General features: G+C 53.8%; 23 protein-coding genes and 1 other RNA gene. 14 read left to right on the plus strand and 10 right to left on the minus strand.

The annotated features are described in order from the left end of the window. The first annotated feature begins 75 nt into the window (after window positions 1-75). Window positions 76-870 (plus strand): endonuclease/exonuclease/phosphatase family protein, encoded by a 795-nt coding sequence (locus ACFQO0_RS09245; RefSeq protein ID WP_382233902.1) that lies wholly within the window; start codon window positions 76-78, stop codon window positions 868-870. 135 nt (window positions 871-1005) lie between these two features. Continuing rightward, window positions 1006-2172: a phospholipase D-like domain-containing protein gene (locus ACFQO0_RS09250; RefSeq protein WP_382233904.1), complete on the plus strand. Its 1167-nt coding sequence runs from the start codon at window positions 1006-1008 to the stop codon at window positions 2170-2172. Between the two features lie 67 nt (window positions 2173-2239). Here the strand turns inward: ACFQO0_RS09250 and ACFQO0_RS09255 are convergent, their stop codons facing one another. Next, window positions 2240-3097, minus strand: coding sequence for an HDOD domain-containing protein (locus tag ACFQO0_RS09255; protein ID WP_382233906.1), 858 nt, complete (start codon window positions 3095-3097; stop codon window positions 2240-2242). A gap of 245 nt (window positions 3098-3342) precedes the next feature. On the opposite strand from ACFQO0_RS09255, the gene ACFQO0_RS09260 reads away from it, so the two are divergent. The 4 genes from ACFQO0_RS09260 (at window position 3343) to ACFQO0_RS09275 (ending at window position 9456) form a co-directional block, all read left to right on the plus strand. Continuing rightward, window positions 3343-3723, plus strand: coding sequence for an RNA-binding S4 domain-containing protein (locus tag ACFQO0_RS09260; protein WP_382233908.1), 381 nt, complete (start codon window positions 3343-3345; stop codon window positions 3721-3723). 60 nt (window positions 3724-3783) lie between these two features. Further along, window positions 3784-5574 (plus strand): acyl-CoA dehydrogenase C-terminal domain-containing protein, encoded by a 1791-nt coding sequence (locus ACFQO0_RS09265; protein ID WP_382233910.1) that lies wholly within the window; start codon window positions 3784-3786, stop codon window positions 5572-5574. Between the two features lie 104 nt (window positions 5575-5678). After that, the gene (locus tag ACFQO0_RS09270; RefSeq protein ID WP_382233912.1) at window positions 5679-8090 is read left to right on the plus strand and encodes a 3-hydroxyacyl-CoA dehydrogenase/enoyl-CoA hydratase family protein; all 2412 of its coding nucleotides are present in this window, start codon (window positions 5679-5681) and stop codon (window positions 8088-8090) included. Between the two features lie 169 nt (window positions 8091-8259). Beyond that, a complete protein-coding gene (locus ACFQO0_RS09275; protein WP_382233914.1) occupies window positions 8260-9456 on the plus strand; it encodes an acetyl-CoA C-acyltransferase in 1197 nt (398 codons plus the stop codon). A 176-nt stretch (window positions 9457-9632) separates the two neighbouring features. Here the strand turns inward: ACFQO0_RS09275 and ACFQO0_RS09280 are convergent, their stop codons facing one another. Further along, window positions 9633-10337: a hypothetical protein gene (locus tag ACFQO0_RS09280; RefSeq protein WP_382234094.1), complete on the minus strand. Its 705-nt coding sequence runs from the start codon at window positions 10335-10337 to the stop codon at window positions 9633-9635. A 343-nt stretch (window positions 10338-10680) separates the two neighbouring features. Here ACFQO0_RS09280 and ACFQO0_RS09285 point away from each other — a divergent pair, with 343 nt between their 5' ends. The 4 genes from ACFQO0_RS09285 (at window position 10681) to ACFQO0_RS09300 (ending at window position 14246) form a co-directional block, all read left to right on the plus strand. Further along, window positions 10681-11628 (plus strand): ABC transporter substrate-binding protein, encoded by a 948-nt coding sequence (locus tag ACFQO0_RS09285; RefSeq protein WP_382233916.1) that lies wholly within the window; start codon window positions 10681-10683, stop codon window positions 11626-11628. An 86-nt stretch (window positions 11629-11714) separates the two neighbouring features. Next, window positions 11715-12605: an ABC transporter permease gene (locus ACFQO0_RS09290; protein ID WP_382233918.1), complete on the plus strand. Its 891-nt coding sequence runs from the start codon at window positions 11715-11717 to the stop codon at window positions 12603-12605. Next, window positions 12598-13407 carry an ABC transporter ATP-binding protein gene (locus tag ACFQO0_RS09295; RefSeq protein ID WP_382233920.1) on the plus strand — a complete coding sequence of 270 codons (810 nt, stop codon included), beginning with the start codon at window positions 12598-12600 and terminating at the stop codon, window positions 13405-13407. Before ACFQO0_RS09290 ends, ACFQO0_RS09295 begins: the two co-directional genes overlap by 8 nt. Window positions 13408-13427: 20 nt before the next feature. Beyond that, on the plus strand, window positions 13428-14246 hold the full coding sequence (locus tag ACFQO0_RS09300) for an alpha/beta hydrolase (protein WP_382233922.1): 819 nt from the start codon (window positions 13428-13430) through the stop codon (window positions 14244-14246). A gap of 10 nt (window positions 14247-14256) precedes the next feature. Here the strand turns inward: ACFQO0_RS09300 and ACFQO0_RS09305 are convergent, their stop codons facing one another. The 3 genes from ACFQO0_RS09305 to ACFQO0_RS09315 form a co-directional block, all read right to left on the minus strand. After that, window positions 14257-15312, minus strand: coding sequence for a GlxA family transcriptional regulator (locus ACFQO0_RS09305; RefSeq protein WP_382233924.1), 1056 nt, complete (start codon window positions 15310-15312; stop codon window positions 14257-14259). Window positions 15313-15441: 129 nt separating this feature from the next. After that, a complete protein-coding gene (frc, locus tag ACFQO0_RS09310; protein ID WP_382233926.1) occupies window positions 15442-16692 on the minus strand; it encodes a formyl-CoA transferase in 1251 nt (416 codons plus the stop codon). Between the two features lie 451 nt (window positions 16693-17143). Continuing rightward, window positions 17144-18112: a GlxA family transcriptional regulator gene (locus ACFQO0_RS09315; protein ID WP_382233929.1), complete on the minus strand. Its 969-nt coding sequence runs from the start codon at window positions 18110-18112 to the stop codon at window positions 17144-17146. Window positions 18113-18341: 229 nt separating this feature from the next. On the opposite strand from ACFQO0_RS09315, the gene ACFQO0_RS09320 reads away from it, so the two are divergent. The 3 genes from ACFQO0_RS09320 to ACFQO0_RS09330 all read left to right on the plus strand — a co-directional run bounded on the left by ACFQO0_RS09320 (window position 18342) and on the right by ACFQO0_RS09330 (window position 20300). Beyond that, window positions 18342-19031 (plus strand): M24 family metallopeptidase, encoded by a 690-nt coding sequence (locus tag ACFQO0_RS09320; protein ID WP_382234096.1) that lies wholly within the window; start codon window positions 18342-18344, stop codon window positions 19029-19031. Window positions 19032-19233: 202 nt separating this feature from the next. Further along, a complete protein-coding gene (locus tag ACFQO0_RS09325) occupies window positions 19234-19578 on the plus strand; it encodes a CidA/LrgA family protein (RefSeq protein ID WP_382233931.1) in 345 nt (114 codons plus the stop codon). Then, a complete protein-coding gene (locus ACFQO0_RS09330) occupies window positions 19575-20300 on the plus strand; it encodes an LrgB family protein (protein ID WP_382233933.1) in 726 nt (241 codons plus the stop codon). The genes ACFQO0_RS09325 and ACFQO0_RS09330 overlap by 4 nt, the downstream gene beginning before the upstream one ends. Window positions 20301-20318: 18 nt before the next feature. Here ACFQO0_RS09330 and ACFQO0_RS09335 read toward each other — a convergent pair whose 3' ends face one another. The 4 genes from ACFQO0_RS09335 to ACFQO0_RS09350 all read right to left on the minus strand — a co-directional run bounded on the left by ACFQO0_RS09335 (window position 20319) and on the right by ACFQO0_RS09350 (window position 24559). Then, a complete protein-coding gene (locus ACFQO0_RS09335; protein WP_382233935.1) occupies window positions 20319-20753 on the minus strand; it encodes an NINE protein in 435 nt (144 codons plus the stop codon). A gap of 2 nt (window positions 20754-20755) precedes the next feature. Continuing rightward, window positions 20756-22045 (minus strand): c-type cytochrome, encoded by a 1290-nt coding sequence (locus ACFQO0_RS09340; protein ID WP_382234098.1) that lies wholly within the window; start codon window positions 22043-22045, stop codon window positions 20756-20758. A gap of 70 nt (window positions 22046-22115) precedes the next feature. After that, complete coding sequence (locus ACFQO0_RS09345; protein ID WP_382233937.1) at window positions 22116-22868, minus strand: c-type cytochrome; 753 nt, start codon at window positions 22866-22868, stop codon at window positions 22116-22118. 275 nt (window positions 22869-23143) lie between these two features. Further along, complete coding sequence (locus tag ACFQO0_RS09350) at window positions 23144-24559, minus strand: aminotransferase-like domain-containing protein (RefSeq protein WP_382233939.1); 1416 nt, start codon at window positions 24557-24559, stop codon at window positions 23144-23146. Between the two features lie 112 nt (window positions 24560-24671). Here ACFQO0_RS09350 and rnpB point away from each other — a divergent pair. After that, an RNA gene (gene rnpB / locus ACFQO0_RS09355) (RNase P RNA component class A) lies at window positions 24672-24994 on the plus strand. 131 nt (window positions 24995-25125) lie between these two features. Here rnpB and ACFQO0_RS09360 read toward each other — a convergent pair. Then, window positions 25126-25515 (minus strand): VOC family protein, encoded by a 390-nt coding sequence (locus tag ACFQO0_RS09360; RefSeq protein ID WP_465261959.1) that lies wholly within the window; start codon window positions 25513-25515, stop codon window positions 25126-25128. Window positions 25516-25564: the final 49 nt, after the last annotated feature.

Genomic DNA, 25564 nt, shown 5'->3' on the forward strand with positions numbered 1-25564 from the left:
AATATTTGCAATTGAATACTCTGAAACAGATTTACTCGATCATCGATTCAATTTAATTCGTCAGGCATAGACTGCATGAAACTGCGTATCACGACTTACAACATTCACAAGGGCGTATCTTCATTTGGAGCCCGACCACGCATACACGCATTAAAACAAGCCATCAATGCGATGCAGTCCGACGTGCTGTTCCTGCAAGAAGTGCAGGGGCGTCACGATTTGCATGCGCTTAAACATGCAACCGACTGGCCGGAGTTGTCGCAGCAGGATTTTCTGGCAGGCGACTCGCATCATTGCGCGTATGGCATGAATGCCATCTATGATCACGGCCATCATGGCAATGCCTTGTTGAGCTGCCATCCTATTCTGTCATCTCGTAATCAGAATATTTCGGATCACAAGTACGAGGCGCGCGGCATTCTGCATTGCGTGGTGCAGGCGCCGGAAGCAGAGGTACATTGTTTCGTGATTCATCTGGGTTTGTTTGCCGGCAGCAGAAAGCGCCAGACCGAGGCCTTGATCGAAGCGGTATCCGAATCTGCTCCGGCCGATGCACCTGTGATTATTGCCGGCGACTTTAACGATTGGGGCAATCACTTGAGCGAGGAGTTACGCGCCAGGCTGGATGTCACTGAGGTATTTGATGCAAATCTTTCGCGGCGCGGCTTTGGTACTTACCTCCGTCAGTTGAGTGGACGCGGCACCAAGATTCAGCCGGCACGCACTTTCCCGGCGGCGATGCCTTTCCTGCAGCTGGACAGAATTTATGTGCGCGGATTCAAAGTAGAATCGGCTGAGGTTCTGCACGGTGCAATGTGGGCAAAATTATCTGACCATGCGCCTATTGTCGCGAATTTGCAGCTGAAATAACCGACGGCTGAACAGACATCATTAGAAAGCGGGCGCATGTGCTTTGTGCGCTCCGAAAAATCGGTCAGTATCAAGTCGCACCAGATCAAGTCGCATCTATACCCATTATCCTTTCTCGCAAGGTAGCCCACACTTATGCGCCCCGTCAGCTTTATCGGTCAAAACGATATCCAGCTCCTGCATGGCGGTGCGGAATATTTCCCCGCCATGATCGAGGCATTTGACGCGGCGCAATCGGAAATTTATCTCGAAACGTATATCTTCGCAGCCGATGAAGCGGCGCAAGCCATCAAGGCTGGCCTGGCGCGCGCTGCCGCGCGTGGCGTCATCGTCAATGTGATCACAGACTGGATAGGCACTGGCAATCTCGCATCGGGCACATTGCAGCGCGAGTTCCAGGAAATGGGTGTCGATCATCGCAGCTTCAACCCTTGGTTCAGGCGCGGCATCGCCCGCATGCATAGAAAATTATGTGTAGTGGATCGCTCGGTGGCATTTCTTGGCGGCGTCAACATCGTCGATGATATGCACGACGACGATGATGCAAGTATCGTTCTTCCCGCACCGCGCTGGGATTTTGGCGTACGTATTGTCGGTCCATTAGTGGCAACCATCCATTGGGAAATGGCATTGAACTGGGTGCGCCTGGGTCATATCAGCCTGCGCACGCGCTGGGCTACTTTCAAGGAGCAGCGTGCACGCCAGCCGACCGAGGCTCGCGTACCGATAGTGGCCGGCATGGTGGTGCGCGATAATTTACGCAATCGCCGCACGATACAGAATGCATATTTAAAGGCATTGGGTGGTGCGCGCGAATCGGTATTGCTGGCTAATCCTTATTTCGCTCCGGGCCGCAAACTGCGCAAAGGATTGTCGTCGGCTGCCTCGCGCGGCGTAAAGGTGACCTTGTTGCTGGGTGTAGGGCATTACCAGTTTCAGGATGTGATTGCGCGCGCGTATTATCCAGAATTGCTGAAATGCGGCGTAAAGATCGTCGAGTATAGAAAAACGCAATTGCATGGCAAGGTCGCAGTGGTCGACGATAGATGGTCTACGGTGGGCTCCAGCAATTACGATGGCTTCAGTCTGTTCGTGAATCAGGAAGCCAACGTGGTTGTGATTGATGTTGATTTTGCAAAACAGTTGCGCGCGCATATCGAACGTGGCGTAGCCGATGGCGTCGTGATGGACTTGTCTGAGTTCGACCAGATTCCCTGGTACAAAAAGGCGTTCTATCGTTTCGCTTATCTGATTTATAAAAACCTGTTGCGACTGATCACCTGGGGCAAGTCGGCCGAGTAGCGAGTGTGAGTGTAAGGTCCTGGCGTCTGGTATCCACGAATTGTATGGCGCGACCTGCGGGCAGCGTTTAGTAAGCGCGAAATCTCTGGATCAGCGATTCACATAAGTTCTCGACTTCGCGGTGCGAGATACGCAAGGCCTTTGACGCGTACAAGCCGGCCGCCACCCATTCCAGCGAACCAGCCTGGCCACGATATTCCTGAATCGCTTTTTCCACGACGTAGTTGAGTGCGATCAATGTGCGTACCACCGGCGTATAGGCTTTGTCGAACAGCACCTGATGCGAATGATGCATGCGGATTGCCAGTACGATTTCAGGCCCCAGCGACCAACGCTCCGCCAGCAGCGCACCGACTATCGTGTGATTGACACCATGCCTGTCGTTTTCGACCTGCAAAAATTCGTCCGATGCTTTCAGATTGGCATGCAATAGTGTTTCTAGATATGACGGAAACGCGCCTTTCAGCAATGGAATGCCGGCATCGCAAAAGAGGCCGAAGGTATAGGCGATTTCCGGCGAAAGTATGCGCGTTCTTTTTGCCAGCATGCTAATGCCTATCGCGCGTTTTTCCGAGCCGTCCCAAAACCTTGCCATCATCTTGTTGCCGAAGTGAAGCGATTTGCGCAGGATCAGCCCCGACATGATGGCGTTGCATTGATTCAGCCCCAACAGCACGATCGCGTCTTCTACCGTGGCAATACGACGGCCGGGATTGAAGTAGGCCGAATTGGCAAGTTGCAGCAGCGTGCCTGTCATGGCGACGTCGCGTCGAACCAGGTCGGCAAAGCGCTTGGTATTGGGGTTATCTTTTTGGATTTCGTGTTGCAATGCCATCAGCAACGCAGGGCGCGGCGGAATGCTATCCAGTGAAAAATCCGGCGTGACCAAATGTGAGGGCGCAAGGCTGGATGGAGGCGATGCCACGACGAATTTCCTTTAATCTATTGATGTATGGCAACATTTTGTTGCTCGTTTGTTATTCTTTCTGCGTCGCAAGCAAAATAACATCTTTTTAACAAAGCGAGAGTACTTGCCCTTTCTTTTCTAGTCTTATTTGCATAAGTTCACAATTCGACGGCCAGCTTTTTGTCATCTCAAAATGTGCAGAAGCGTTCCAATGTCGCCGTCGTTACAATGGTGTTTCTGAAATCGCATAACGGTTTGTAAATATGGCTGCAGAAAACGTACGTATCGACAAATGGTTGTGGGCAGCGCGGTTTTTTAAAACCAGAACGCTGGCAAGCGACGCTGTCGATAACGGCAAGGTGAAGCTGGATCGCGATCGCATCAAGCCCGCACGCAATGTCAAGGTAGGCGAGGTCCTGCAAATCGATAATGGCGCGACTGAATGGGAAGTGACAGTCCAGGCATTGTCGGACGTACGCGGTTCGGCAGAAATGGCGCAGAAGCTTTATACGGAAACAGAACAGAGCATCATCAAGCGACAACAGGAAGCGGAGAAAAGAAAATTCTTCAAGGAGCCTGGATTGACGCTCAAGGGACGACCAACCAAACGTGATCGACGTCTGCTCGACAAGACGAATCAGTAATCGATTTCAGATGATAGTATTCAATAGCGTTTAAACCAAAATAGCTTCCAGGAGACATTCATGGGTCAATACGTTGCGCCTTTGCGCGATATGCAATTTGTACTGCACGAACTGCTGCATGTTGCAGATGAATTGAAACAATTACCTAAGCATGCCGACATCGATGCCGACATCATCAATCAGGTGCTGGAAGAAGGCGGAAAGTTTACTTCAGAAGTTCTGTTCCCACTCAATCATTCAGGTGATCGCGAAGGCTGCAAGCTGGACACGACCACGCATGAAGTCACTCCACCAAAAGGTTTTAAAGCTGCGTATGAACAATACGTGGCAGCCGGCTGGCCATCGCTGACTTGCGATCCGGAATACGGCGGCCAGGGTTTGCCTATGGTGGTGCAAAACTCGTTTTATGAAATGCTGAATGCGTCGAATCAGGCATGGACCATGTATCCGGGCCTGTCGCATGGTGCGTATGAATGCCTGCATGAACATGGCACGGATGAACAGAAAGCGCTGTATCTGCCGAAGCTGGTTTCGGGCGAATGGACAGGCACGATGTGTCTGACGGAAGCCCATTGCGGCACTGATCTTGGCTTGTTGCGTTCGAAGGCCGAGCCGCAAGCTGATGGCTCCTACAAAATCACCGGCAGCAAGATTTTCATTTCGGCTGGCGAGCACGACATGGCGCAAAACATTTTGCATCTGGTGCTGGCACGACTGCCGGATGCGCCAGCCGGGACCAAAGGTATTTCGCTGTTCATCGTGCCGAAATTCTTGCCGAATGCAGATGGCACTATCGGCGCACGCAATCCGATATTCTGCGGTGCGCTTGAAGAGAAGATGGGCATCCACGGTAACGCCACCTGCCAGATGAATATCGATGGCGCGATCGGCTGGATGATAGGCGAACCGAACAAGGGTTTGAACGCGATGTTCGTGATGATGAATGCTGCGCGCCTTGGCGTCGGCATGCAGTCCTTGGGTTTGACAGAAGTCGCATATCAAAACGCCTTGATCTACGCGAAAGATCGTTTGCAAATGCGTAGCCTGACTGGCGCGAAAGAAGCAAGCAAGCCGGCCGACCCCATCATCGTGCATCCTGATGTGCGTCGCATGCTGTTGACAGCAAAAGCGTATGCCGAAGGCGGCCGCGCATTCAGCTCCTACGTTGCGCTGCAGATCGATAAGGAACTCAATCATCCGGATGAGGCGATCCGTACCGAAGCAGTCGATGAAGTCGCGTTGCTGACGCCTATCATCAAGGCCTTCCTTACCGACAACGGCTGGATCTCTACATCAGAGGCGATGCAGGTTTATGGCGGCCATGGCTTCATCTCCGAATGGGGCATGGAGCAATATGTACGTGACTCACGCATCAACATGATTTATGAAGGCACCAACACGATCCAGTCGCTGGATTTGCTGGGTCGAAAAATCCTGCTGGATAACGGCAACAAGCTGCGCAAATTCGGTGAAAAAATCCGCGCCTTCATCGAAGAAAACGGTACCGATGAAGCGATGTCGGAATTTATTACTCCGCTGGCTGACCTTGCAGAAAAAGTGCAAAAGCTGACGATGGAAATCGGCATGAAGGCCTTCCAGAATCCGGATGAAGTCGGTGCCGCCGCCGTGCCGTATCTGCGCGTGGTCGGGCATTTGATCTACGCTTACTTCTTTGCGCAAATGGCAAAGATCGCATTGGCGAAACAGGATGGCGGCGATAACTTCTACAAATCCAAACTGGGAACTGCGCGTTTCTACTTCGGCCGTCTGCTGCCGGAAACCGCAATGCTGATTCGTCAGGCGCGTTCCGGCTCTGCCAATCTGATGGCACTGGATGCCGATCTGTTTTAAAACCTGAGCAATATTGTTGCGATTGAAACGGTGCGCGATTGACTATGCTTAGTTAATACATTGATGGCGCACCATTCATCAAAAGTTTATCGAGAGGTTGAAGCATGTCAAATTTCATCGTCAAAAAAGTAGCCGTACTTGGCGCCGGCGTGATGGGCGCGCAGATCGCTGCGCACTGCGTGAATGCCAAAGTTTCGGTCATCCTGTTCGACCTGCCAGCCAAGGACGCGAACAAAAGTGTGGTCAAGAATGGCGTCGTGTTACGCGCGATCGAGAATCTGAAAAAACTCAATCCCGCGCCCCTCGCCAATCCCGATTACGCGGCTTTGATAGAAGTCGCAAACTACGAAGATCATCTGGAAAAATTACAGGATTGTGATCTGATCATTGAAGCGATCGCCGAGCGCATGGACTGGAAGCATGATCTGTACAAGAAGGTCGCGCCGCATATAGCTCCCAACACGATCTTTGCATCGAACACATCCGGCCTGTCGATCACGGCCTTGTCGGAAGGATTTGATGCCGATCTGAAGTCGCGTTTTTGCGGTGTGCATTTCTTCAATCCGCCGCGGTATATGCACTTGGTTGAATTGATCCCGACCGCTGCGACCAAGCCGGAAATTTTAGATCAGCTTGAAGGTTTCCTGACATCGACTTTGGGCAAGGGCGTAGTGCGCGCCTTCGATACACCTAACTTCATCGCCAATCGCGTCGGTATCTTCGGCATGCTGGCAACCATGCATGAAGCGCAAAAATTCGGACTGACGGTTGATGTAGTCGATGACCTGACCGGCAGCAAATTGGGCCGTGCCAAATCCGGCACCTTCCGCACCGCTGATGTGGTCGGACTCGACACGATGGCGCACGTTATCACGACGATGCAAAACACTTTGCAGGACGATCCTTTCTTCCCTGTGTATCAGACGCCAGAGATTCTGACCAAACTGATAGGTGGCGGCGCCCTGGGTGCAAAAGCCGGTGCAGGTTTTTACAAGAAAGTCGGCAAGGACATTCTGCGTATTGATCCAGCAAAAGCAGATTATGTCGCTGGCGGTGGCAAAGCCGATGATCTGGTCGGACGCATCCTGAAAGAAAAAGATCCTGCCAAGCGCATGAAGGCTTTGCACGATTCGACCAATCCGCAGGCGCAATTCCTGTGGGCGATTTACCGCGACATGTTTCATTACATTGCCGTGCATCTGGAAGCGGTCGCCGACAATGCGCGGGATATCGATTTCGCCTTGCGCTGGGGTTTCGGCTGGACTAGCGGTCCGTTTGAAACATGGCAGGCTGCAGGCTGGGAACAGATCGCAAGCTGGGTCAAGGAAGATATAGACGCTGGCAAAGCACTCAGCAATGCACCTTTACCGGCTTGGGTCTTCGATGGTCCGGTTGCGAAAAATGCAGGCGTGCATGCGCCTGATGGCTCGTGGTCACCGGCGCAGAAAAAGAATGTGGCGCGTTCCAACCTGGCTGTGTATCAGCGCCAGGCATTCCGCGCGAGTGTCTTCGGTGACAAGGCTGCGAATGGCAGTACTGCCGGCACAACTGTATTCGAAGATGAGTCGGTGCGTATCTGGCATCAGGACGACGAAGTCTTGATCCTGTCGTTCAAGACCAAAATGCATGTGATTGGAGGCGGCGTGACTGCAGGCATCGCGAAAGCCATCGAAGAAGCGGAGAAGAATTACAAAGGTTTGGTGATCTGGCATGCGGATGCAGCTGAAGGCGGTGCATTCTCTGCTGGTGCAGATTTGCAATCGATGCTGCCCCTATTCATGTCTGGTGGCGTCAAGGCGATCGAGCCCGAAGTCGTCAAGTTGCAGCAAGCGCATCAGGCCTTGAAATATGCGAACGTGCCTGTCGTTGCAGCAGTCGCAGGTTTGGCGCTGGGCGGCGGTTGCGAATTGCTGCTGCACGCAGCCAAACGTGTCGCATCGATAGAATCGTATATCGGTTTGGTGGAAGTCGGCGTCGGCTTGATCCCGGCCGGTGGCGGCTTGAAAGAAGCCGCAGTACGCGCTGCGAATGAAGCCAAGGGCAATGACATCCTGCAATTCCTTAAACACTATTACATGAGTGCAGCAACGGCGGCCGTTTCCAAATCCGCACTGGAAGCGCAGACCATGGGTTATCTGAAGAGCGATGACGTGATCGTCTTCAATCCGTATGAGTTGCTGCATATCGCCAAGGTGCAGGCACGTGCGATGTTCGATGCCGGTTATCGCGCACCGCGTAAAGCACTGGTGGCGGTGACAGGTAAATACGGTCTGGCGACAATCGGTGCGCAGCTTGTCAATATGCGCGATGGCGGTTTCATCTCTGCGCATGATTACAAGCTGGGCACGATGATCGCCGAGATTGTAAGTGGAGGGGATATTGAACAAGGTTCGCTGGTTGATGAGCAATGGTTGCTTGATCATGAGCGCAAGGCGTTCATGGAGTTGCTGAACAATCCGAAAACTCAGGAGCGCATCATGGGCATGATGCAAACCGGCAAACCAGTCCGCAACTAAGGAAGGGTCGATAAAGCTGCTGCGCGATCCAATCTCAGCGCTGTGATGCTCGCCGTACTTGCGTACGACTCTGCTTCTCGCACTGACCTTGAACCGCTCGCTACGCTTTCTCAACCCTTCCTCAATCTTTCCGATTAGTCGAATAAAAAGATTTCATTAGGAGCACAAGATGAGCAAACAACTTCACGATGCCTACATTGTTGCAGCGACTCGCACACCGATAGGCAAGGCGCCGCGCGGGATGTTCAAGAACACACGGCCCGACGATTTGCTGGTGCGTGTATTGCAGTCGGCGTTGGCGCAAGTTCCCGGCCTCGATCCGAATCTGATCGAGGATGCGATAGTCGGTTGTTCTTTTCCCGAAGCGGAGCAGGGTTTGAACTTGGCGCGCATGGGCGTGTTGCTGGCGGGTCTGCCGAAGACAGTGGGTGGCGTTACCGTTAATCGTTATTGCGCATCGGGTTTGACGGCGATTGCGATGGCCGCCGATAGGATACGTGTGGGTGAAGCTGATGTGATGATAGCCGCTGGCGCCGAGTCGATGTCCATGGTGCCGATGATGGGTCATCATCCTTCCATGAATATGGGTATCTTCAAGGATGAAAATATCGGCATGGCTTACGGCATGGGTTTGACTGCTGAAAAAGTTGCCGCGCAGTGGAAAGTGTCGCGCGAAGCGCAGGATCAGTTTGCGCTGAACTCGCATTTGAAAGCACTGGCGGCACAGCAAAGCGGCGAGTTCAACAACGAGATGACGTCGGTCGATATCGTTGAGCGCTTCCCGAATCTGTCCAGCGGCGAAATCGATATCGCGACACGCATGGTGAACATGGATGAAGGCGCGCGTGCTGATACCAGTTTAGAAGTACTCGCAAAACTGCGCCCTGTGTTTTCACCGAAAGGTTCGGTCACGGCGGGAAACAGCTCGCAAACCTCGGACGGTGCCGGCGCATTGATACTGGTCAGCGAAAAAATCCTCAAGCAATTCAATCTGACGCCACTAGCGCGCTTCGTCTCGTTTGCCGTGCGTGGCGTACCGCCGGAAATCATGGGCATAGGACCGAAGGAAGCGATCCCTGCGGCGTTGCGCGCGGCTGGTTTGAAGCAGGATCAGATGGACTGGATAGAATTGAATGAAGCGTTCGCAGCGCAAGCGCTGGCGGTGATTCAGGATTTGGGTCTTGACCCTTCCAAGGTCAATCCTATGGGTGGTGCGATTGCGCTTGGCCATCCGCTCGGTGCGACCGGTGCGATTCGTTCCGCGACTGTGGTGCATGCCTTGCGTCGTAAAAATCTGAAATACGGCATGGTGACTATGTGCGTGGGCACTGGCATGGGGGCAGCGGGGATTTTTGAGCGTATGTGATCAGGTACGCATGTGATCAGTCATATTGGTATTACTTAAAAAGCCGCACGATTTGGTTCGTGTGGTTTTTTTATGTATCAACTCTATCCAGAGTTTCTAAAGATGAGGACGCTGCTGCAGTTGTGGCAACATTCCGGTCAAGTTGCAGACTGCGCATTCGCATCTTGCAAGCGTAATTATTTCCCCAGCAGCGCCAGCGTATGATCCCATTCCGCAGCCCATGTGTCCAAGAACGCATGCGTATTGAAAGATTTTTTCAAGTGTGACATCGGCACCCGATACACATCATTCAATCCCAGCGCCAGCGTGATCGGATTCCACATGAATTTGCTCTTGGTTTTTTTTCCGCTGCCTTTAATTCTGGCTCCCTCATCGCCGAATATGCCGCCGCCGCTGGCCAGGGCCTGCTCCAGATCGATTTTTACCAGGCTGGAAAATGCGATCAACACTTCCTCCTTGCTGATGCCGACCTGTGATTCCCTGGCTTCTTCAACTTTGGCCGGTTCAGCCTCGCGCTTGAGTTTTTTTACCAGATGCTCCAAATCTTTTTTCAGGAAACGCAACTCATGCAAGGCTCTGCGAAAGCCCGGTGGTGGTAGTTGCGTCACTATCTTGTAAGCGTCTTTCGTAATCGTGATGAGTACGTCTTCGCTGCCGGTAGCAAGTCGGCGCGTGTCGTCCTCGAAAAATATCGGCGCTGCATAACCACCGTTCGCATCACCGAATAGCGCCGGATAGTCGGCGTCATATTCCAGCCAGACGTAGGGGGTCAAGCCATGCTCCAACATGAGCGCCAGCGTCCATGGCGTGCCGGTCTGCTTTGCCAGCCAGCCGCAAGCCTGTTCTGTTGTTGCGCGAAATGGTAGTTCGATGATCGTCATTTTCATGATTGTCTTTTACGCAGGCCCAATTCAATTATCTGCATGCGCGCCTGACGCCGCTTGCAGGAAAGTGCACATCATATGCGAAAGCGGCAGGAACACTTGGTTTCATCATGGTGCACACATGCGGTGCGCGTTTTGCACCAGCGCGACACCCTTACTTCTCGCACTGCTGTTTCCCTTCATACGGTTAACTTCCTGCACTCTCCCTCGTGATTCTGTCGTATTGCCAGCTCCAGACTGACATGGCACAGACCTTGCACTAACAAACTTGTACACAAGAAGGTATTTAATCGCCGGCTCGCGTCGACACCCGCTCATCCGTTCACTCTAAGGAACCGCCATGCAAACACGCAGAACATTCATCGCCACCCTGATCGCTGCCTCCTTCGCGCTTGCTGCAGGAGCCCCTTCCGCATTCGCAGCAGATCAGGTTATCAAGGTCGGTACGCTCAAACTGATGCATGGCATCACGCCTTACTTCTACGATAAATTCACGCCGCCCGGTTACAAGATCGAAGTGATTCCATTCGAAACGCCGACCGATGGCAAGAATGCGGTCGTCACCAAGTCGGTTGATTTCGGTACCTACGGCCTCGCTGCTGCAACACTTGGTGGCGCAGCCGGTGAGCCGGTGGTGATCATCGCAGCGCAATGCAATCGCGGTATGGCAGTGGTAGCGCGCGCAGACAGCAAGATCGCCACGATCAAGGATTTGAAAGATCAACGCGTCGGCATTCTGCCTGGCTCCACACAAGAAGTCGTGATTCTCGATCGTCTGAAACAAGAGGGGATGACGATCAAGGATATCAAGCCGGTACGCGTGTCGTTCAGCGAAATGGCTTCTGCACTGGAACGTAAGGATATTGATGCATTCGTCGGCGCAGAACCAGGCCCATCGATCGCAGTGGGCAAAGGCGTAGGCAAGATTGTCGAGTATCCGTACTCAACCCCGACCGGCACCGTCAACATGGTGATGACTACGCATGCGGATAACGTCAAGGACAAGGCTGAACTGATCAAGGTTTTCCTGAAGATCCACCGCCAGGCAACCGAATACGCAATGGCGAATCGCGCCGAGTTCGTCAACATGTCGGTGCAGAAGCTCGGCTTGCCTGCCAAGACAGCTGAACTCGCTGCGCCAAATGTCGAGCTGACCTGGAAGCTGGATGAAGACTGGATCAAACGCGCCAAGTACTACGGTTCGCAAATGCTGGACAAGAAACAGATACGCCAATTGCCTGACTACGGCACCTTCATCAACGCCAGCTTTATTCAACAAACCAAGTAATGACTTCAGCACTGATGGACATAAGTGCTGAAGCAACTCGATAAGCAAGTGAACAGGCAAGTGCAGTTAATCTGGAAGGAATCATCGTGGAACATACCGCCGAATTATCAATCAAGGATGCGGGAGGGAGTGTAGCAAGCAGTCCGCCTGCAGCCGTGGCGAAGGAACCGGCTGCGGTCGTCAAATCTACATTCTGGCCGCGCATCAAACGCATAGTGACACCGTTGGTGGTGCCGTTTCTCTTGCTGCTCGCTTGGCATGCGGCGGTGCGCATCTCGGGTACGCAATTGATCCCGTCGCCGAAGGACGTGGGTTTGATGCTGTATGACTTTGCATTCGGCGGTATTTACGATGATGCATTCAGTGAAACCTTGTGGCTGCATTTGTGGAAATCGGTGACCCGCGTCTATGGTGGATTTTTCGCCGCAGCGCTGGTGGCGATTCCTTTGGGTTTGCTGATAGGTCGCATCAAACTGATACGCGATTTGCTCGATCCGACTTTGCAGCTATTGCGTCCAGTGCCGGTGACAGCATGGTTGCCGCTGTCTATGATTTTCTTCGGTATCGGTCCCAATGCTGCGATCTTCCTGGTATTCCTCGGTGCGTTTTATCCTATCGTCTTCAATACGATCTTTGGCGTGAAAGCGGTCGATGGTCGTTTGTTTGAAGCGGCGCTGATGTTGGGTTGCTCAGGTTCTTCGTTGTTCCGCCAGGTGGTCTTGCCGGCAGCGATTCCTTCGATCCTGAATGGCTTGCGCCTCGGTCACGGCTTCGCATGGATTCTGATTGTGGTTGGTGAAATGACAGGCGTACCCGAAGGACTGGGTGCCGTGATCATGGACGGTCGCATGCTGTCACGTACCGATCTGGTGATCGCTGGTATGGTGGTGATTGGCATCACCGGCTATACGACAGATCGCTTGCTGGTCTTGCTGAATAACCGCTTGCTTAGATGGAGCCCGCAACATCATGTCTGAATCCAAACCTGTAGTGTATGCAGATCGCCAGCCATTGCCGGCGATCGAAATCAAGAATGTCGGCAAGGTTTTTTCAGTTGGCAATCAAACCGTGCAGGCTTTGCGCGACGTCAACCTGACAATCAAAAAGGGTGAGTTCGTTTGCCTGATCGGTGCTTCCGGTTGCGGCAAGTCGACGCTGCTGCGCATCATGGCCGGCTTTGAAAAGGCGACCTCCGGCATCGTCAATATGTACGGCATGCCTATCGATGGGCCTAGCCCCGAGCGCGGCATGGTATTCCAGGATTACGGCCTGTTCCCGTGGCTGACGGTCAAGGAAAATATCGGCTTTGGCCAGCGGCAGCGCAATCTGCCGAAAGCCAAGCTGGAAGAAATTTCGGCCTATTACACCGAGATGGTCGGCCTCACGAAGTTTGCCGATTACTATCCCGGACAATTGTCAGGTGGCATGAAGCAGCGCGTATCGATTGCACGTGTGCTGGCGAACGATTGCGAAGTGCTGCTGATGGATGAGCCTTTCGGCGCACTCGATGCATTGACGCGCGAAAAGCTGCAACAGGATTTGCTGGAAATCTGGGAACGCACCAAGGTCACCATCGTCTTCGTCACGCATGCGGTCGAAGAAGCGGTGATGCTGTCGGATCGTGTCGTCGTGATGACGGCAGGACCAGGCCGCATCGAAGAAGATATCAAACTGGAGCTGGAACGTCCGCGTGATATCACCGCGATCGAGTTCAACCAGGTGCGTCGCGATATTACGCAATATATGACCAGTCACGTTTCGACCAAGGCCGTAGCGTGATAATGGGCATGACAGGAAGCATGACTGCAATCTATCGCGACATGGATCAGACTGCGCTGGACGCTGGCTATAACAATACGCTGGCGGTCAGCGACAGTGCCGCTTTACTGCAGGATTTCGATGAGCGCAGTGCCGCGTTGCGGATTGCACATGGTGAACATCTGGATTTGCGCTACGGTCCGGCACCGCGCAATCGCATCGATTATTTTGCTGCGGAAAAACCAGGACCATTGCTGATCTTTATACACGGCGGTTACTGGCAAATGCGCGCAAAGGAAACCTTCAGTTTTCTCGCCGCTGGTCCGCTTGCACATGGAATCCATGTTGCGATGATCGGCTATACGCTGGCGCCTGATGCAACGCTGACCGAGATCGTTGCGGAAGTGCGCACGGCGATCGCGTGGTTAAAAAATAATGCTGCAGAATTTGCCGGCGACACTGAACGCATGGTCGTGTCTGGCTGGTCGGCCGGCGGTCACTTGACAGCAATGTGTCTGGACGAACCGGGTGTGATTGGTGGCGTTGCCATCAGCGGCATTTACGATCTGAAACCGGTACGGCTTTCGTACCTGAACGACAAATTGCGTTTGAGCGATGAAGAAGAATCTGCGCTTAGTCCCTTGCATCTGCCATTGAGCGAAAAACCGTTGACGATCACTTACGGCACAGGCGAATTGCCGGAATTACAAAGACAGTCGGAACAGTATGGCGAGGCACGTCGCGGCTTGCCGGGTGAAGTCCTGCCGCTACCGCAGCACAATCACTTCACTATCTTGAATGAGCTGGCTGCAGTTGATGGTGCGATTACGCGTGCAGTGTGCAAAATTGCGGGAATCTGAATCGCCTCTATCAATTTTTCTCTGATTTGGTTTTCTTCTGCATCGCATCGTCGGTTCTAAATCGCTCGCGATAATCGACGGGGCCTATGCCCAGCCGTTTCGCAAATACACGGCGCAAGGTTGCTGCATTGGTAAAGCCGCAGCGCCTGGCTATTTCTGTCAGGCTGATATCGGTAGCTTCCAGATGACGCCGCACCGCGTCTATGCGCGCATCGTTGACGAAGGTCATCAGCGTCATCCCGCATTCCTGCTTGAAGATGCGCGATAGATGACGTTCGCTCATCTGCATTTTTTCTGCGATGGACGGCAGCGTATGTTCGACATCCAGATTGGCGAGTACGTAGCTCTGAATGGCACCGACCGGCGAATCGGTTTCTGCCTGCAGCTCCAGCAAGGGGCTGAATTGCGATTGCCCGCCGGCGCGACGCAAATAGACGATCAGGTATTTGGCAACATCCAGCGCCATCTTCTTGCCGAAATCTTCTTCAATCAAGGCCAGCGATAAATCGATGCCGGCGGTGACACCTGCGGTCGTGTACAGCGCATCGTCCTTGACGTAGATGCGATCCGGTTCAACGATCGCCTTGCGAAACATGCTACTCAAGCGTGCTGCATCCATCCAGTGTGTGGTGACCGTCTTGCCATTGATCATGCCTGCCGCGCCAAGCGCAAACACGCCATTGCAGATCGCACCGACGCGGCGGCAATTTTCACCTTGTGCGAGCAACCAGTCGATCAACGGTGTATCTTCCAATAAATCGAAAACACCAAGTCCACCTGGCACGATCAACGTGTCGAAATGCGGTGCCGGATCGAAGATGGTGCGATCAGGCGTAATGGTTAATCCGCTTGATGATTGTATTGGTCCGCGTGTGGTTGCGATGGTCAGGATTTCATATTCGCATTCGCCATGACTGAGCACCTTCACTTCTGCGAATGCATCGCTGGGCGCAGCGATGTCCAGCATCTGGAAGCGGGGGAAAACCAGTAGGGCGACAGTAATTTTTCGCATGGTTGATAGGGGCCGGGATGGCGATGAATACAGATTGAATTGTGCATCGATCATATCAAGTTGTGCGCCATTGAGGAATTGTCATGAAAATGAGAAGCACAAGGGAATGAATGTTGATTCGTATAGCCAGGAATTAAAAGAGCGCCAGATGGCGCTCTTTTACCAACCGGTGTTACACCAACATCAAACCGCTTGTGCCGCGTGCAAGGCTGCAATTTGCTGTGCGTTGTAACCGAGCTTGGCCAACACTTCATCCGTGTGTTCACCCAGCAATGGCGACTGAGTGATTTCCACTTTATTGGCGGACATCTTGATCGGGCTACCGACTGTCAGGTATTTGCCGCGTACCTTGTGATCGACTTCGACAATGGTTTCGCTTCTACGCAAGGATGGATCGTTGGCGATTTCCTTCATCGATAAAACAGGGCCGCATGGAATATCGAATTTACGGAAAATTTCAATCGCTTCGAATTTGTCTTTGTTTTGCAGCCATGTTTCGATATACGCAAAGATGTCGAAAATTTTGTCCTGGCGTGCACGCGCTGTCATGTATGCAGGATCGTCTATCCATTCTTCCTTGTTGATGGCGCGGCAGGTTTGTGGCCATGCTGTTCCTTGAATCGTGAAGTAGATATACGCGTTAGGATCGGTTTCCCAACCTTTGCATTTCAGGATCCAACCCGGGTTGCCGCCACCACCTGCGTTACCGCCGCGTGGGACGACGTCCGTAAAGGTGCCGTGCGGATACTGCGGATACTCTTCCAGCACGCCGGTACGATCCAGACGTTGCTGATCGCGCAATTTGACTCGGCAGAGATTGAGCACGGCGTCCTGCATCGACACCGCCACTTTTTGACCGAGGCCGGTCGTGTGACGTTGCTGCAATGCAGCCAGAATCCCAATCGTCAAATGCATACCGGTGTTGCTGTCGCCGAGTGCCGCGCCGCTGACAGTGGGTGGGCCGTCCCAGAAACCGGTGGTGCTGGCTGCGCCGCCCGCTGCTTGTGCGACGTTGTCATAGACTTTCAAGTCTTCGTAGAAATGGCCGTCGTTGAAGCCTTTGACAGATGCCAAAATCAAACGCGGATTCAGTTTTTGAATGGTTTCCCACGTGAATCCCATACGGTCGAGTGCGCCTGGCGCAAAGTTCTCGACCATGATGTCGGATTGCTTGATCAACTTCTCCAGCACTTCCTTGCCTTCGGGTTTCTTGGTGTCCAGCGTCAATGACTTCTTGTTGCAGTTCAACATGGTGAAGTACAAGGCATCCGCACCGGGAATATCCCGCAACGAGGTGCGCGTTGCGTCGCCGGAGCCTGGGCGCTCAACCTTGGTGACGTCGGCGCCGAACCATGCAAGTTGCTGCGTGCAGGAAGGGCCAGCTTGCACGTGGGTGAAATCGATAATCTTGATGCCGTCTAATGCTTTGCTCATGATTGATGTTCCTTCGTTCTTCGTTAGCTATGTCCGTATTTGGCTGTTTTCAAATAGTCTGAATGATTTGAAACAGCTTTTTCGCGGCAGAATTGTCACCCGCTTCCAACGACTTTACGTGGCCGGCGCAAGGCCGTTTTCAGCAGGTTCGAAATGATTCTGCCTAGGCTTTTTTTGCATTTCCACGTCTATTTTTCACTTGGCTGCCATCGTCTCGCATGCGGCAGTGCATGCATGTACCCGTGTCTGAATTTGCTTGGGATTCGTTAAACGGACAAGTTTGAAATTGGCTTGAATCGGACAGATGGGATGCAACGGCCATCGCCGCAAATGGCTGAATAAATGAAAAATGAAAGCCAAAGAAGGTGATCGATTTGCAATGGCGAATTGAAAAAGTGCAGGTGGCGCGCGGAAAAGTGGAGCGCTAATAAAAATTACATGAAGCTGTCGCTCATCTGGTTTGAAAGCCGGCAAAGTGGGCGCGATACTGCATCGCGGTGACGCCCAGTCGCTTGACAAATACCTGGCGCATCTGGTTGGCATTGCTGAAGCCGCAGCGATAGGCGACGACCTTCAAGGGATCGCTGGTCGCTTCCAGCAGCGCACGCGCCGCATCCAGTCGCGCGCTTTCAATAAAGTCCGCGGGCGTGATTTTGGTGTCGCGTACAAATACGCGTGCGAAGTTGCGCGGGCTCATAGCCACGACAGATGCCAGATTCTCGACAGTCAGTTCCTCTGCCAGATGCGCTAGTACATATTGCTGCGCGATACTGGCGGCTGAGGTTTCTTCGACATAGGGGGTCAGGTAAGGACTGAATTGTGATTGTCCACCCCGCCGCTGCAGGAAGACCACCAGTCGCTTCGCAACATTCAGCGATACTTCGGGACCGACATCATTCGACAGCAAATACAGCGACAGATCGATGCCCGCAGTCACGCCGGCCGACGTGTACAGATTGCCGTCTTGCAGAAAGATGCGATCGGCATCGACTTTGATCCTAGGGAACATCACCGCCAATCCGGGCGCATCGTTCCAGTGTGTTGTGACCTGCTTGTCGTCGAGTAGGCCTGTGTGCGCCAAGAGAAAAACGCCGTTGCAGATGGCGCCGAATTTCTTTGCGCGCATCGCGCTGCCGCGTAACCAGCTCAATAGCTCTTCATCGCGTGGCATGCGCGGCAATTCAGGTCCGCCAGCGACCAGCAGCAGATCGAAAGCTTCCGGCGCTTCGCTGTAATGCCTGTGCGCGATGATGGACAAGCCGTTTGAGCAGCGTATCGGGCCATGTTCTGTAGCCAGAACTTCGAGTTGATAGTGCTGTTCGTACGGCAGAAAGCGATTCGCTTCCGCGAACACATCCAGCGGACCCGATACATCGAGCGCCTGTACGCCGGGAAAAACCAGTATGGCAACTGTAGGCACGATTACTCCTTGCTGTCTTATGCGTAATAAATCGTTATGCATGCATCGCTGTGATCAGGATATAGATTTCTGCTGGATTGCATATGCGATCGCATTGCCCTGGCAGAATTCCCACTATCGTTGTCAGTTTGTAGCGTCATGCTGCGCTAGGGATGGCCAGGTTTGTTCACCATAATTTATCCCAGGATGTGAGGGCATGTCGCTTTCATGTAAATGTGGAGAATGAATGATGAAAGAATCTGTACCTAATTTCGCCGAGCGCGTCGGCCCGGCTTTTTCGGTAGACGGGATGTTGCAGGCGAGGGCGGCAACACGCGACGCGATACGCACCATCGCTGCGCTGGTCAAGTCCGGCATGTTGGAAGAAGACGCGGTCGATATGGCGAAGCGTACCTTGATCGCGTCCGGCCTCGATCTGACCTGGCATCCGACGCGCGTGCGCTTCGGCAGTAATACGATGAAAGCGATGAAGCAGGCATCCGAACCCGGCATTGTTTTGAAAGACGACGATATTTTTTTCATCGACATGGCACCACGTTTTCATGCGTGGGAAGGCGATGGCGGCGCTTCTTTCACGGTAGGCAGCAATGAAGAATATGCACGTTGTGCTGCCGATGCAGAAGCGCTATTCCACGATGTACGTGCACTGTGGCAGGCCGAAAAATTGAATGGCCGCGACTTGTATCGTTATGCCGATCAAAGGGCAAAGAGCATGGGCTGGGAATTGAATTTCGATTTGCCGGGCCACCGCGTCTCCGACTTTCCGCATGCGGCACTGCACACCGGCTCGCTGGCTGACTACGATCTGCCGCCATCAGCGATGCGCTGGATACTGGAGATTCACATCCGTCATCCAGAAAAGCAATTTGGCGCTTTTTTTGAAGACATGTTGCTGGATGATGAAAGCTACATCCGCTAGCTGGAAAGCAGGGACGTGGGCTTGGTATGGCAGACAATCGAAACGCGAAAATGCTATTTCGCTGAAAAGATTTCATCCAATCTGCGCCGCGATTTTCAGCGGCGACTGATACGATATGCCGGTTATTCGAGACGGTATATTCAAGTTTTGATATCTGCGTGCATATCGTCATGCAAGTTCTTCCCTTACTCTTGTCCCTACCATGCTCAACACACTGCTTATCCTGCTCATTTTCCAGACCATGGGCGAAGGTTTGGTTTATGTCCTGTCGTTGCCGGTGCCGGGCCCGGTCATCGGCATGCTCTTGCTGCTGGTTTATCTGATCTGGAAAAAGAAGGTGGCGGCGCAACTGGCGCCGACCACTTCGCAGTTGCTGGCACACATGGCCTTGCTGTTTGTGCCGGCCGGTGTCGGCATCAGCGTACACATGCACAGGATAGCGGATGAATGGTTGCCGATCGTGGTCGCATTGGTCATCAGCACCGTGGTGTCCATCGTGGTGACTGCTTTCGTGGTCAACAAGCTGAAAAGCCGGGGTGGAAAATGATGCCGCATCTGAATACGGTATGGGTCTATCTGGCCGGGTCGCCATTGCTATGGCTTACCGCGACGCTGCTTGCGTATCGGATCTCGACGCTGATTTACGAGAAGAGCAATCATAGTCCTTTGGCCAATCCGGTCGCGATCTCAGTCGCGCTGCTGGTGCTGGTTTTGTATATCAGCGACACGCCCTATAAAACCTATTTCGATGGCGCGCAATTTGTCCATTTTCTGCTGGGACCGGTGACGGTTGCATTGGCGATTCCGCTTTACCAGCAGATGGAAAAATTGAAGCGCAACTGGTTTGCCCTGCTGGCCGGAGCATTGATAGGTGGAACGGCGGCGATCACGTGTGCGATGTGCGTAGCATGGGCGCTGGGCGCATCGCCATTGACGATACTGTCGATGGCACCGAAGTCGGTGACGATCCCGATCGCCATGGGGATTACTGAAAAAATCGGTGGTTTGCCGACGCTGACGGCAGTGATGGTCATGCTGACCGGCATCTTCGGCGCGGGCATCGCGCACTATGTTTTCAAGTGGATAAAGATAGACGATGACCTGACTTGCGGTTTTGCCTTGGGTGCAACGGCGCATGGCGTAGGCACTGCACGCGCGTTTCAGGTCAGCCAGGAGATGGGGGCGTTTTCCGGACTGGCGATGGGGATGTCAGGCATTCTCACCGCCTTGCTATTGCCGTTGGTACTGAAACTGCTGGGCTACTTTTAAACCCAGCCCGTAGCCGGTTCAACCGAAAGCGCCGCCCGTCAAAAATATATCGGTGGCGCGTGCGACGCAGAAAATGAAGGTCGTGATGCCCAGGCCAAACGTGATCACCAGCAACACAATCAGCGGCCATCCGGATGACGACTTGCGCCGACTATGCGCATTGTGTCTGGCGTCCCATTGGGCGTCAGCTGTCAAGCCCGTCACGATTGCTTCTATCCAGCCGGCAAAAATAGACGCCGGGAACAGGGCCAGCAAAGTGATCGTCAGCGTATCCGTTGATCGGGCGAGGAATGCGGCAGAGGCAAACAGAATGAATGCGATTAGATAGTTCCACGCCCAGAAATCCTTGGCGCCATGCAAGTAAAAGCGATGGACGCCGATACCGCCGAGGAAAACCGCTAATAGCGTGGTCAGGGTTTTGTTTTTATGGTGTGTAGTTGCTGCTGAGTTCATATTCAATGGCGCGAACGATACTGGTTGACTTCATTGGATGAGATTGCATTGCCTTGATTGCCCCATGAATTTCTTACATAGGTCAGCACGGCTGCGACTTCCTCATCCGACATGGATTGACCGAATGGCGGCATGCCATAAGGACGCGGGTTACCGACTGTACTAGGAGCGTAGCCGCCATGCAAGACCATACGAATGGCATTGGTGGTAATCGGCGTGTTGATCGCGGTACTGCCGGCCAAGGCCGGATAAACTGATGGCACGCCTTTGCCGGATGCCTGGTGACAGGTCGCACATTGATTTTCATACAGTTTGGCGCCGGCCGTAATCATCGCCTTTTTATCTTCAGGGCGCATGTTTTCGGCGGCAGCAGCGGGTGACTTGATCTGTTGCGGCAATGATTTCAAATAACCGGTCAAGGCGCTGATATCTGCATCGCTCATGTGTTGCAGGCTGCCTGCGACCACTTCTGCCATCGGCCCGCTGACGGAGCGATTCGGCGCAACGCCGGTTTTCAGGAAAGCGGCAAGATGTGCGGCTTCCCAATTGCCGAGCCCGTTTTCCTTGTCGCCATTCAATGGCGGTGCATACCAGTTCAAGATCGGGATCATGCCGCCGCCGAGTTCGGCTTTCAGATTGGTGCCGCCGAAAGAATCGCGCGGCGAGTGACAGGCGCTGCAATGGCCCAGACCTTGTGCAAGATAAGCGCCACGATTCCATTCCACTGATTGCTTGTCCTCATTCACGTATTGCCCCGGGCGGAAGTACAAGGCGCGCCACACATAAAGGAGTGCACGGTTGTCGTAGGGAAAGCGCAAATCAGGATCAATATTCTTTTGTGCGACCGCTGGCAATGTTTGCAGGTAAGCGAAAATCGCATCCGAATCGGCACGCGTCACCTTGGTGTAATTCGTGTACGGAAAGGCTGGGTAGAGCAGGCTGCCATCTTTGGATTTGCCGTTATGCATGGCCTGCCAGAAATCACCGTTGTTCCATTTGCCTATGCCGGTTTCTGCATCTGACGTCAGATTGGATGTGTAGATATTGCCGAAAGGTGTAGGCACGGCGCGACCACCGGCGTATTGCTCACCGCCGCGCGCAGTGTGGCAGCTCATGCAATTGCCGACGCGCGCCAGATATTCGCCTTGTTTGATCTGCTCCGCAGGATTGGCTGGCGGGACGGACGGCTGATTCAGGTCGGGATTGCGATTTGCCAGCGCCAGCCAGAGCACTGCGCTGGCAATGATGGCCACTAGCATTGCAAGGATGCTCCACAGGATTTTTCGTTTCATCATCTGTTTGATCTTTATTGTTTGCCTGGCTTGCTGAAATGCGCTTGATGGTATGGACGCGGGTACAGGATCAGGGCGACAGCTTGCCGCATTCCAGCGGCAGTTTGACGGTGAGCGCTGAGGCAGGCGCGGCATCTGCCGGCACCCGTTGTTCGGACAGCCATGCGGTCACAGCGCTGATGTCTGCCGCATCCATTTTTTGCACGATGTGCGCCATGCAATCCGGCGTGGCAGCCTTGCGCGTGCCTATCTTCCACGCGCCTATCTGGCCCAGTAAATAATCGCGTGGCAATCCAATCAAGCCGGGAATTGCCGGTGCAGTGCCGGTCATTTTTGCGCCATGGCAAGCCACGCAAGCCGGTATGCCTTTGGTCTTGTCGCCGTCATGCACCAGGACGCGTCCACGCTCCCGTTCAGCTGGATTCGACTGCGTGGGTTGCGGTTCCGGATAAGGTGGATGCTGCTCGGAAAAATAGTGTGCAATCTCGCGCAGATAGGCATCTGACATGTTTTCCAGCATCGCTGTCATGACTGGATAAGTGCGTTTGCCATCGCGAAAATTGATCAACTGGTTATACAGATAGCCGGCCGGCTTGCCGGCGATCCGCGGATAGTAGCCATCGCTACCGGCACGACCTTCCTTGCCGTGGCAGACCACGCAAGCGGCGACGCGTTGTGCAATTGTATCGGGCACGCGGGCTTCTTCGGCGCGTGCAAAGTTACTGCCGCATATGAAAACAGCAATACCCGCAATGAACATCGCGTTGAGCGGGGATCTGGCTAGCGTGGTGCGGTTGGTACGCATGGTGAATGGCTCACTCATTTTTCTATGGTCTCGTGGCAGATGCCTGCAGCATCGATGATGGGTTGTAGAAACGCTGCAAACGTGATCGCGATGATGCGCTGTTGTGCGCATGGAATTGCAGCCGCGGCTGATCACTCAAACTGCAGCTTCAGCAATGATACTGCAAGGGTAGGCGCAGTCCGGTGCTTTATCCAGCATCAGAAGCCGGATAAAAAACCGTAGCAGTTGGCCGACAGGCGTATTAGAAAGGAAAGCGGATTTCTGTGAGAGGGAGCGCAAGCCATCCGTAATCATCAAACAGATTGTGCGACCAGCTGGCCCAGGCTTGCCAGCGCCGCTTCGGTGCGCGCATCCCATGTATGGCCGTAATTCAGGCGTATGCAATTGCTGAAGCCGTGATGCGCAGAGAAAATCGGCCCTGGCGCAATGCTGATTCCTTGCGCCAGCGCTTGTCTATGCAGGCGCAATGCGTCGACATTATTCGGTAGCTCCACCCACAGGAAGTACCCACCTTTCGGCCGCGTTGCCTGCGTTCCTTCAGGAAAGTAGCGCGCGATAGCTGCCATGAATTGCGTCTGCTGCACTGCGAGTGTATGGCGCAATTGCCGCAAGTGGCGATCGTAGCCACCTTTTTCCAGATACGCGGCGAGCGCGGCTTGTGCCGGCGCGGATGCGGCCAGTGTCGTCGTTAATTTATGGCGTGCGACAGCGCGGGTATAGCGTCCGGGCACTGCCCAGCCTACCCGATAACCAGGAGCCAGACATTTGGAAAAAGACGAACAGTGCATCACCAAGCCTTTGGTGTCGAAAGCCTTGGCCGGTGTCGGCCGCTTGTTGCCGAAATACAGTTCGCCATAGACGTCGTCTTCTATGAGCGGGATGTCATGGCGCGCCAGCAGTTCGACCAGATCACGTTTCTTTTCATCCGGCATCAGGCTGCCGAGCGGATTCTGGAAGTTGCTCATCAGCCAGCACGCTTTAGGTTGATGTCTTTCCAGCACGCGTGCCAACGCTGCGAGGTCCATCCCTTCGCGTGGATGCGTTGGTACTTCAATCGCGCGCAAGCCGTTGCGCTCCAGCGATTGCAGCGCGGCATAAAAAGTCGGCGACTCGACCAGCACCGCGTCGCCGGGACGCGTCACCGCCATCAGGCAAAGATTCAGTGCTTCAAGCGCGCCATTGGTGATCACGATCTCATCCGGCTGCACATGCAGGCCGTCTGCCAGATAGCGTAGCGCGATTTGCCGGCGCAACTGCGGATTGCCCGGCGTCAGATCGTCCACCGAACTCCAGGGATCGAGTTGCTGCACACTGGCGGCCATCACTTTTGCGAGGCGCGCCAGTGGGAATAAAAGTGGGCTGGGGAAGGCTGACCCAAGAGGCACGACGTCGCGCATCCTGGCTGATTCCAGCACTTCAAACACGCGTTCGCTGATATCGACAGTCGCTGAATCTTCATTCGGTTGCGACGCTTGCTGCGGTTCTGGCGGCAAGGTTTGCGCACCGACCGCGACGTAATAGCCGGAACGTTCGCGCGCGCGTATCAAGCCGCGTGCTTCCAGCAGGTAATACGCCTGGAATACGGTTGACGGGCTGACTTCGCGGCTGGAACTGGCCTGCCGTACCGAAGGGAGCCTGTCGCCCAGCCCAAGCACGCCATCCTGTATGGATTGCGCGATCTCGGCGGCCAGCGTTTCGTACAGTTTCATGCGGCGATCTTATTGGATGGAGTGTGATGGTGCAGACCAAGGTGGGTAGAGCCAAGTGCATGATAAGACATTATCCGGGCCTTTCCCTGCGTGAGCGGCTACAATGTCGGCTGAAGCAAGCCAAGACAATCGCTGGCTGTCATTTCGGTGATGGCGGGAGGAAGGTCCGGACTCCATAGAGCAGGGTGACGGTTAACGGCCGTCCGCCGCGAGGCGAGGAATAGGGCCACAGAGACGAGCGTATTAAGTTACGGTGAAACGCGGTAACCTCCACCTGGAGCAATTTCAAATAGGCACGCGTTGACGTTGCTCGCGGAGCGTGCGGGTAGAAAGCTTGAGCCGTGGAGTAATTCACGGCCTAGAGGAATGGTTGTCATAGCGCATGGGCTTGCTCATGCGCCGTAACAGAATCCGGCCTATCGGCTTGCTTCAACTGTATTCAAAAGGCGGTGCGCGAACAATTGCGCACCGCCTTTTTCTTTGCGGGGCCTGTTTTGAATGGCGATCATTTCATAGACATAGGCCAATAATCGTAATCAGACAATTGAATTCCGGCGGCGCAAGGTTCAAGTCTTCAGCTGATTGGACACTTCAATCAGGTTACAGTCCGGATCGCGGATATAGAGCGACATGATGGGGCCGGTTGCGCCGGTGCGGCGGATCGGGCCTTCCAGTATCGCGATGTCGCATGCAGCAAAATGTGCCGCCACTGCATCCAGCGGTACCGAGGTAAGGAAGCATAGATCGGCAGAACCAGGCGTCGGTCGTTCGGCTTTGGGTTCAAATTCTTTACCCTGCTGATGCAGGTTGATTTTTTGCGTACCGAAGGCCAGTGCTTTTCTGCCTTCGCCGAAAGTGATCACGCTCATGCCCAGCACGCGTTGATAAAAATCGACAGTGGTGTCGATGTCTTTGACGGTCAGCACCAGGTGGTCGAGGGAATCCAGTTTCATCATTGTTTGCGAGCTCTATATAAAGAGCTTCATTTTAATGGACGTCAGGTTT

It is taken from the genome of Herminiimonas aquatilis, from assembly GCF_042665175.1.
GTDB lineage: Bacteria > Pseudomonadota > Gammaproteobacteria > Burkholderiales > Burkholderiaceae_D > Oxalicibacterium > Oxalicibacterium aquatilis.